The organism is Phyllobacterium sp. (assembly GCF_037994405.1).
Classification (GTDB): domain Bacteria; phylum Pseudomonadota; class Alphaproteobacteria; order Rhizobiales; family Rhizobiaceae; genus Phyllobacterium.
This window is the reverse complement of the sequence record NZ_JBBNAN010000148.1, coordinates 1-6,586: the sequence shown is the minus strand read 5'-3', so window position 1 is coordinate 6,586 and position 6,586 is coordinate 1. Positions and strand designations below refer to the sequence as shown.

Genomic DNA, 6,586 nt, shown 5'->3' with positions numbered 1-6,586 from the left:
TCCCTTTTCAATTGCTCGTTCTTTGCGAACGTGGCTACACTAACGACAAGGGAGCGGCTGTCTCCTAAAACGGACAGATGAACTGGGTGGAAAGTAAGATGGGAGAAAGGCCAATTTACCAACCGGGTGCGAGCAGTGTGGAGGGGATGCCCACATCGTTGCAGATGTTTCACAACCACCCGGCGATCATGGCCATGCCGCATTGGCATGCCCAGGTGGAAGTCAATTATATCATTCGTGGTTCTGTTCATTATCGGATGAGCGACCATGCACTCAGCCTCAACGCGGGAGATATGTGCCTGTTCTGGGGCGGTCAGCCGCACCAGATGGACGAATCTTCCGACGATTCGATCTATGCCGGGGCGCATTTGCCGCTCGTTCATTTCTTTCGCATGCGCTTGCCCGATACGGTGCCAAGTCGCCTAATGCAGGGTCAGACATTGGTGACATCAGCCACCGATGCGGCGGATGCGGAGAATTTCGCACGATGGTTCCGCTACGTGCGGTCCGATGATCCCGCCAAGGGCGAGCACGCAGTGAGTGAGTTACTGCTTCGCATCGAACGTGTGTGCTTTGAGCCTTTCCAAATGGTGCCTGATAACACGGGTGCACCTGCTAACGACCAGTCCAGTCAGCAATCATCTCGTGCAGTAGCCCGCATGTGCGATTTCATCGCCGCCAATTTTCTGCATGAGATCGATTCCGTGGATATATCGCTCTCAGCCAATCTGCATCCGAAATATGCGATGAGTGTCTTCAAGAAATCGACCGGCATGACTCTCAACAGTTATGTGAGCTTGCTGCGCCTCTCCTATGCCCAGGCAATGCTGCTCAAAGAGGAAGTCAATGTGCTGCAGGTCGCTATGGAGAGCGGCTTTGGCTCTCTCAGCGCTTTCAACAAATCATTCCGCAACATCGCGGGAATGTCGCCGTCCGATTTCCGTCGCGACACGCGGAATCTGCTACAGCCCAGTAAAATCGGCTACGGAAATGCAATACGCGACGTTAGCGCAGATAATGCGTCAGCCGGTGGCTGATGACGTTCCTTGGGGTAGGACCCGTTGTGGCGCTGGTCTATACCGCGACAATCGACATTCCGGCCCGTTTCAGGCACTCAAAGGCCGCAGAGGCAATTCTGGGATTGACACCCATCCTCCATCAATCGGGCGAGAGCTTACCCATTGGGCGCATCTCGCTATGGGGCGACAGCTTGTTGCGAACTCTCCTCTATGAGACAGTTCAAGTGATGTTAAGCCGGGTGAAGAAATGGTTCTGGCTCAAGTCCTGGGCGATGAATGTCCCCAAGCGGCGTGGCCGGCAAAAGGCGATTGTCGCACCCGCCCGAAGGCAAAAGCCGGACATAAGGCTTACGCCGCAACTCTGCGCGCGGCAGCGCGCTCGATGTGCTCGAATGCGTCCGCGAACTGATCGAGTTCGCCTGTCGTCATTCCTATCACGGCGCCTTCCTCATGCCATCTCGCAACAGCAGATTCGACCTCGCCCAAAATCTCACGTGCACGTGGCTTCGCGATCCTGAAGTAACCGGTCGCCGACATAAGAGCGTCGATGGTAGCTTCCGGGCCGACCTCCTCGGATATCCAGGTCTTCAGCTCCCGCATCCTCTCTGGAAAGGGGTTCACGTCGAAGGCCGGCGACAGCCGCCATTGGCCGCGGTCGACGTGGAGGAAGCCGTGGTTCAACAGATGATCGTCCACGTTGGTTATCAGGATCGAGAAGGCGATCCTGCGCCAGAGTTCCTCGATGTCCGCCTGCGGCTGTGAACCGTACTGCCGAAGAGCGTCCACGATCTCCGTATAGGCATGCTCGCCGGGATCGCCCGGCTCCGCCCCCAACATAGTCGCCGCCGACACATACATTAGCCGGCCGCCGCCATCCGGCCGATCGAAGCGACGGATCAGCGCGACCGGCTCTCCGGCGCTCTCGACCAACCGCGCCGTGGCCGCGTTGATGCCGGACACCTCCGCCAAGCGTAGCGCAAGCACTTCGCCTTTGGTGACGGCGCGCTCGTCGCCGACGCTTGGAAACTTGCCGATGGACAGCCGCCCATCATCGTCCACGACAGTGCATTTGGGCCGCAACCCGCCAAGTGACGTCCCCCGGCCGCGAAGATATGCCAGATCGGCCGCCGTCTCGCTATTTGTCTCCACCGCCCGGCTCGCAGACAAAAGATGACCAAGTTCGATCAGGGGCGGTGTGGTGCGCCGACCATCTTCCGCAGCGCGTTGGAATAGCCCATCTTCATCGCGAAGGCGCAGTGCGCCGACCCGACTTATATCATCAACCGCAAGCAGATAGTCGACGGCGTTCAGCGGACGCGCTTCCACGTCCTGACCAGCCCGCCGGGCTTCCTGGCGACGCTTGGCATGATCCCGCTGAATGACCCGCCGGCCCCAACCATCCGGCTCCGTGTCGGCGATGGCGGGATGGAAGACCGAGCCATCTCTTGTCTTGCGATGAAACTGTGGGCCTGTGACAAGTGGCAGCGCGGGATCGACGGCAAAACGTTCCGCGGCAGCCAACCAGTCAGGGTTGTACTCGAACGTCGCACTCTCACGCGCTCCCTGCTGGTTGTAGTGAATCAATCCAAGAAAACGAGCTTCGTCTCCAATAAGAACCTCTATCGTGCGTCTCATAGCGGTTGTGCCTTCTTCTTGACCCGAACGCGCTTGGGCAAGCGTTCCGCATCGAGCAGATGGCCTTGATCGTCGCGGCGAGGATCGACGATCTCGCCCAGAGCATCGGCGAAGCCGAGGACGAACAGAGCCATCGCGTAGATGCCCATTGAAACGGTCGGATCACCTTTCTCCGTTCGCAGATAAGTGCTCTTCGCCACACCCAGTCTCTCCGCCATCATCGCCGTCGTGAGGCTGCGCTTCTTGCGTGCGATTGCTAGGTCGCCGCCGAGCTTATCAAGCGAGCGGCGGACCTTTGATGGCAATGTGTCAGCAATAGTCGATCTCATTATATGGTCTCATATAGCGATTCTTAACGCACTTTGCATTTCATATATACGACCATAATTTATTTGTCATTCCAAATCGTCAAACAGGGGAGAGATGGCCCGACCCGCCAGCGACGGCCACCTGGACGTTTTCTCTTGCCCAGGCGCTTGCGCGGTAAACGTCGCACAACTCATCGAATGACACCTTGAATTGCTCGGTTCCTTGCCGAAGCGCGGCGCGGTCATCAATGATAGCGAGTCTGCGCTGCGACCCAGGCGGATTAGATCGTCCCGCTTGCAAGCATATCGATCCTCGTTGGCCTCGAAACCTATTCTGGACAACAGTCCTTCATTTGGACGACCTGATCCAGGTCAGCAGGGTTCACGAGAAGATGAAGCTTGACCCAGGTGCCCATCCCCAGAGGTTCACTCTCAGCCTCATGGTCACGACCGTCCGGTGGACCGGCAGGTCTTGAAGACGCCGGTGATACCAGCCATGGCGGCGCTGAGCGTTTGTTACATCCGAGCACAATCCAGATCCCTGACCAACAGCGGAGATCACCCAACCGCCAGCGACGCGTTCAGTGTCAACAACCCGCACATTCGGCCCCCTGTTTGAGCCAGATTGGCGGAGTAAATGCCAGCGTTAACTGCGCCATTCTGGTAGGGAGCATCACCTGTCTGGAAAACCGTCATCGCTTGCATAGGTTATCATTATATATTATGCTTAAATGTATATTGAATTAATCGCGCCTTGGAGCGACCCATGCAGACGACCAAAATATCCGATCACCTGTCAATTTCCGCCCAGCCAAGCCTAAGCGAGTTTCAGGGCTTTCGCGATAAGGGTTTTGCCGCTGTGGTGAACGCCCGGCCCGATGAGGAAGAACCAGGGCAGGCGGGCAATGCTGCCGAGCGGGACGCTGCGAACAGTGCCGGGCTTTCCTACACCTTCATTCCTGTGACAGGCGCAACGACCACGGAGGCGGACATCCGCGCCTTTCAGTCGGCTTTGGCCGGTGCAAAGGGTCCGGTACTAGCCCACTGCAAGACCGGGACGCGCGCGCTCCTGTTGCATACGTTGGGTGAAGTTCTCGACGGCCGTATGGAGCCGGATGATATCCTTGCCTACGGACAGAGCTTCGGCCTTGATCTTTCTTCAGCGATAAAGTGGCTGGCGCGGCATTATGCGCGGCGACCGCTGGTCAAGGGTTTCTATGATCCGCGTACCTCGAGTGTTCAGTATGTTGTCTCTGATCCGGATACCGGCAATTGCGTCATCATTGATCCCGTGCTCGACTTCGATGAGAAGTCGGGAGCCACATCCACCAAAAATGCCGATGCGCTCCTTGCCTATGTCGCGGAGAACCAACTCATCGTCGAATGGATTCTCGACACCCATCCGCATGCGGATCACTTTTCCGCGGCGCACTATTTGAAGGAAAAAACCGGTGCGCCGACCGCCATTGGCGAACGCGTCGTCGACGTCCAACGCCTCTGGAAGGACATCTATAACTGGCCGGCACTCCGGACGGACGGTTCGCAGTGGGATCGGCTTTTTGCGCACGGCGACCAGTTCAGGGTTGGGTCCATTGATGTCCGTGTGTTGTATTCGCCGGGTCATACGCTGGCCTCGATCACCTATGTGATCGGTGATGCGGCTTTCGTGCACGACACGATCTTCATGCCGGATGGCGGCACGGCACGCGCGGATTTTCCCGGTGGAGACGCGCGAAAGTTGTGGCACTCCATTCAAGACATTCTCTCGCTGTCGGACGAAACTCGTCTCTTTACCGGCCACGACTATCGGCCGGGCGAACGCACAGCGCGCTGGGAAAGCACAGTCGGCGAACAGAAGCGTTCGAATCCGCATCTTGCCGGCGTCACTGAAGACGCTTTTGTTGAACTGCGCGAAGCGCGTGACCGCACCCTACCGATGCCGAAATTGATCCTGCATGCCTTACAGGTCAATTTGCGCGGGGGCCGTCTGCCGGAGCCGGAAGAAAACGGCCGGCGTTACCTAAAATTCCCGCTTGATGCCCTGAAAGGGGCAGCATGGTGATCAATATGGATACGAAGAAGATCCCAGAAAACGGCATGACGCCCGCCGCAATGGAGGCGCGGGCAGGCGAGGTTGCAAATCTCCTCAAGACGCTCGCTCATCCTGCACGGCTGATGCTGGTTTGTACACTGGTTGAAGGGGAGTATTCGGTCGGCGAGTTGGAGGCAACACTCGACATCCATCAGCCGACCCTCTCGCAGCAACTGACGGTGCTGCGAGAGGCAGATATCGTGGAGACACGGCGTGACGGCAAGCAAATATTCTATCGACTAACGGCCGAAAAGGCCGCCCATCTGGTCGGTGCGCTCTACGACATATTCTGTTCCGATGGAGAGCAGGCATGAACACCTATATGTCTCCACTCGCAGGTGGCATGCTTATCGGACTATCCGCAGCAATGCTTCTTCTGCTCAACGGCCGGATTGCTGGTATCAGCGGCATCGTCGGGCGGCTGGCACAAGGCATTGGCATCGCCACGAATACCGCCTTCGTCATCGGGCTGATGCTGGGGCCAGTGGTGTTTCTGGGGCTATTCGGAGAATGGCCCACGATAACGATCACTGCTTCTTTGCCGCTGATTGCCGGCGCGGGGTTGCTGGTCGGCTTTGGATCGCGCATGGGTTCGGGCTGCACCAGCGGTCATGGTGTTCTTGGCCTCGCCCGGCTTTCGCCACGCTCGATGGCGGCGGTCGCGACTTTCCTTGCAACTGGTGTGGCTGCGGTTGCAATTCTGAAGGGCTTTGGCGGATGAAATCGCAATTGGCACAGGTTCTCACGGCTCTGGCCGCGGGCCTGGTGTTCGGATTTGGCCTGTCGCTCTCTGGTATGCTCGATCCGGCACGCGTTCAGGGTTTCCTGGATATTTTTGGCGCGTGGGACCCGAGCCTGGCCTTCGTTCTCGGCGGTGCGGTGGCAGTTGCCACGGCTGGAATGCAGATTCTGCGCAGTATGGATCGTCCTGCTTTCGACCGCACGTTTCATCTTCCCTCCAGCAACGCAATCGACAGGCGGCTCATCGTCGGCTCTGCGATTTTCGGGGCAGGGTGGGGATTTGGGGGATTCTGCCCAGGGCCAGCAGTCGCATCCCTATCGCTTGGTCTCATTCAGTCCGTGATCTTTGCTGCCTTCATGCTCGCGGGAATGATGCTTCACGACCGCTATGTGGCACGGAGGACATCATGACAGCCAACGTCGTCGCAGCCATCGGGTCCGGCGGGCTTGTCGGCTTCATGCTGGGGCTGGTCGGTGGTGGCGGGTCCATTCTTGCCACACCGTTGCTGCTCTACGTCGTCGGCGTGACGCAACCGCATATCGCGATCGGTACGGGCGCGCTCGCGGTCTCCGTCAATGCCTTCGCCAACTTCACAAGCCATGCGATGAAAGGTCATGTCTGGTGGCGCTGCGCCATTGTCTTTGCACTTCTTGGGGCGATCGGTGCGTTTGCGGGTTCAAGCCTCGGCAAGGCGATGGACGGCACCCGGCTGCTCTTCCTGTTCGCAGCAGTGATGCTCGTGGTGGGAACACTTATGCTGCGGCCAGGCAAGCAGAAGCCGTCCAAACGC

The 6,586-nt window shown here is 58.2% G+C and carries 8 protein-coding genes and 1 pseudogene; 7 read left to right on the top strand and 2 right to left on the bottom strand.

Annotation, left to right across the window (positions count from 1 at the left end):
* Positions 1–77: 77 nt before the first annotated feature.
* Positions 78–1,037 carry a helix-turn-helix domain-containing protein gene (locus AAAC48_RS09030; protein WP_340653858.1) on the top strand — a complete coding sequence of 320 codons (960 nt, stop codon included), beginning with the start codon at positions 78–80 and terminating at the stop codon, positions 1,035–1,037.
* Positions 1,022–1,348, top strand: a pseudogene (locus AAAC48_RS09025) (IS110 family transposase); the annotation flags it as partial. The gene AAAC48_RS09030 and the pseudogene AAAC48_RS09025, both read left to right, overlap by 16 nt.
* Before the next feature lie 19 nt (positions 1,349–1,367).
* On the opposite strand, the gene AAAC48_RS09020 reads toward AAAC48_RS09025, so the two are convergent.
* Together AAAC48_RS09020 and AAAC48_RS09015 are read right to left on the bottom strand one after the other, a co-directional pair.
* Positions 1,368–2,654 carry a HipA domain-containing protein gene (locus AAAC48_RS09020; protein WP_340653857.1) on the bottom strand — a complete coding sequence of 429 codons (1,287 nt, stop codon included), beginning with the start codon at positions 2,652–2,654 and terminating at the stop codon, positions 1,368–1,370.
* Positions 2,651–2,983 carry a helix-turn-helix domain-containing protein gene (locus AAAC48_RS09015; protein WP_340653856.1) on the bottom strand — a complete coding sequence of 111 codons (333 nt, stop codon included), beginning with the start codon at positions 2,981–2,983 and terminating at the stop codon, positions 2,651–2,653. Before AAAC48_RS09015 ends, AAAC48_RS09020 begins: the two co-directional genes overlap by 4 nt.
* 745 nt (positions 2,984–3,728) lie before the next feature.
* Between AAAC48_RS09015 and blh the strand changes: the two genes are divergently transcribed.
* The 5 genes from blh to AAAC48_RS08990 form a co-directional block, all read left to right on the top strand.
* Positions 3,729–5,024 carry a bifunctional sulfur transferase/dioxygenase Blh gene (gene blh, locus AAAC48_RS09010; protein WP_340653855.1) on the top strand — a complete coding sequence of 432 codons (1,296 nt, stop codon included), beginning with the start codon at positions 3,729–3,731 and terminating at the stop codon, positions 5,022–5,024.
* 5 nt (positions 5,025–5,029) lie between these two features.
* The gene (bigR, locus tag AAAC48_RS09005; protein WP_340653854.1) at positions 5,030–5,368 is read left to right on the top strand and encodes a sulfite-sensing transcriptional repressor BigR; all 339 of its coding nucleotides are present in this window, start codon (positions 5,030–5,032) and stop codon (positions 5,366–5,368) included.
* Positions 5,365–5,775: a YeeE/YedE family protein gene (locus AAAC48_RS09000; protein WP_340653853.1), complete on the top strand. Its 411-nt coding sequence runs from the start codon at positions 5,365–5,367 to the stop codon at positions 5,773–5,775. Before bigR ends, AAAC48_RS09000 begins: the two co-directional genes overlap by 4 nt.
* Entirely contained in the window at positions 5,772–6,206 is a 435-nt protein-coding gene (locus AAAC48_RS08995; protein ID WP_340653852.1) for a YeeE/YedE family protein, read from the top strand. Before AAAC48_RS09000 ends, AAAC48_RS08995 begins: the two co-directional genes overlap by 4 nt.
* Positions 6,203–6,586: sulfite exporter TauE/SafE family protein (locus tag AAAC48_RS08990; protein ID WP_340653851.1), on the top strand; the 384-nt coding region annotated here is incomplete at its 3' end. The genes AAAC48_RS08995 and AAAC48_RS08990, both read left to right, overlap by 4 nt.

Coding starts and splice junctions, on each gene's coding strand:
- AAAC48_RS09030 (WP_340653858.1), top strand. CDS start 78: ATGAACTGGGTGGAAAGTAAGATGGGAGAAAGGCCAATTTACCAACCG.
- AAAC48_RS09020 (WP_340653857.1), bottom strand. CDS start 2,654: ATGAGACGCACGATAGAGGTTCTTATTGGAGACGAAGCTCGTTTTCTT.
- bigR (WP_340653854.1), top strand. CDS start 5,030: ATGGATACGAAGAAGATCCCAGAAAACGGCATGACGCCCGCCGCAATG.
- blh (WP_340653855.1), top strand. CDS start 3,729: ATGCAGACGACCAAAATATCCGATCACCTGTCAATTTCCGCCCAGCCA.
- AAAC48_RS09015 (WP_340653856.1), bottom strand. CDS start 2,983: ATGAGATCGACTATTGCTGACACATTGCCATCAAAGGTCCGCCGCTCG.
- AAAC48_RS09000 (WP_340653853.1), top strand. CDS start 5,365: ATGAACACCTATATGTCTCCACTCGCAGGTGGCATGCTTATCGGACTA.
- AAAC48_RS08995 (WP_340653852.1), top strand. CDS start 5,772: ATGAAATCGCAATTGGCACAGGTTCTCACGGCTCTGGCCGCGGGCCTG.